Source organism: Mariniflexile aquimaris (assembly GCF_042676825.1).
Classification (GTDB): Bacteria; Bacteroidota; Bacteroidia; order Flavobacteriales; family Flavobacteriaceae; genus Mariniflexile; species Mariniflexile aquimaris.
Window position 1 is genome coordinate 1 of sequence record NZ_JBHTIB010000058.1, and the last position, 1,375, is coordinate 1,375.

Annotated in this window: 2 protein-coding genes; both read left to right on the plus strand. The window is 34.5% G+C overall.

Going from position 1 to position 1,375, the window contains the following annotated elements:
- Positions 1–43 precede the first annotated feature (43 nt).
- On the plus strand, positions 44–439 hold the full coding sequence (locus tag ACFQ0I_RS17400; RefSeq protein ID WP_379944265.1) for a transposase: 396 nt from the start codon (positions 44–46) through the stop codon (positions 437–439).
- Entirely contained in the window at positions 439–1,347 is a 909-nt protein-coding gene (locus ACFQ0I_RS17405; RefSeq protein WP_379944266.1) for an IS3 family transposase, read from the plus strand. The genes ACFQ0I_RS17400 and ACFQ0I_RS17405 overlap by 1 nt, the downstream gene beginning before the upstream one ends.
- The last annotated feature ends 28 nt before the right edge of the window (positions 1,348–1,375 follow it).

The following is a 1,375-nucleotide window of genomic DNA, read 5'->3' on the forward strand; positions in this document are numbered from 1 at the left end:
TGTCCCGTCCTAGAATAGTGTTACACTTAACACTTAATCATTCATGGAACCACAAGAATCAAATTACAAAAAGCGCACGCAAAAGGACTACAGTTTAAGTCTAAAACTACAAGTTGTCCAAGAAATAGAGCAAGGGATATTGACTGCCACAGCTGCATTGGACAAGTATGGCATCCAAGCAGCCTCGACGGTTAGGACTTGGTTGAAAAAATATGGTAACTTTGATTATCAATATACAATCCAACAAAGCATGCCCAAAACTCCGGAACAACGTATCCTAGAACTAGAACAGCAAGTCAAGCTACTTGAAAAACAGAAAAACAGAGCAGAATATTTAGCTGATCGGGCTGACAAAAAAGCAATCCTGTTTGATATGATGATCGATTATGCTGAAAAAGAATTTAATATCCCTATTAGAAAAAAGCAAGGCCCCAAGTAATACAATACTTCTCAACAGAGCACAAGCTCAGCATAAAAGCTACTTGTGGTTTACTTGGGGTTGACAGACAGGTTTATTATCGAGATATTAAATCTAGAAAAGAGAAGCTTAAATTAAGTTCTAAAGTAATAAATTTAGTAAAGACCAAACGGCTTACAATGCCTAGAATAGGTACAAGAAAACTCTATTATTTGTTGGAACATGAGTTAAAAGAATTAAATGTTGGCAGAGACAAGCTGTTTAAAATACTAAAAGCGAACCAGTTATTGATAAAACCAAAAAGGAAATACCACATTACCACAAACTCCCACCATAGGTTTAGGAAACATAAAAACCAGATCAAAGATTTGGAATTTATAAGGCCCGAACAGGTTTGGGTAAGTGATATCACTTACATTGGGAACAGAAAGAACCCAAGCTATCTGGCTTTGATAACGGATGCTTATTCCAAGAAAATTGTAGGCTATCATGTGAGCGACAGCTTAAATGTAAGTGGTTCTTTATCTGCCCTAGAAATGGCACTGAAAAAAAGAGAATACGGGAAACAGCCCATTATTCATCATTCCGATAGAGGTTTGCAATATTGTTCCAATGAATATCAAGGAGTATTAGAGAAAAACGGTATCCTGCCAAGCATGACGGAACAATATGATCCTTATGAAAATGCGATTGCTGAAAGAATAAATGGAATCTTAAAACAGGAATTTGATATTGATAAGTACGATACAAACCTTGAAATTAAAACAAAATTGGTTCAAAATACCATAGATATTTACAATAATTTTAGACCTCATTTATCCAATTACATGTTGACTCCCAATCAAATGCACAAACAAAATAGTATCAAAAGAAAAAAATATAAAACTAAAAAAGGCAGTGACATAAAATCACTACCTTTAAATTATTAATTCTGTATCACTATTTCAGGACGTCACA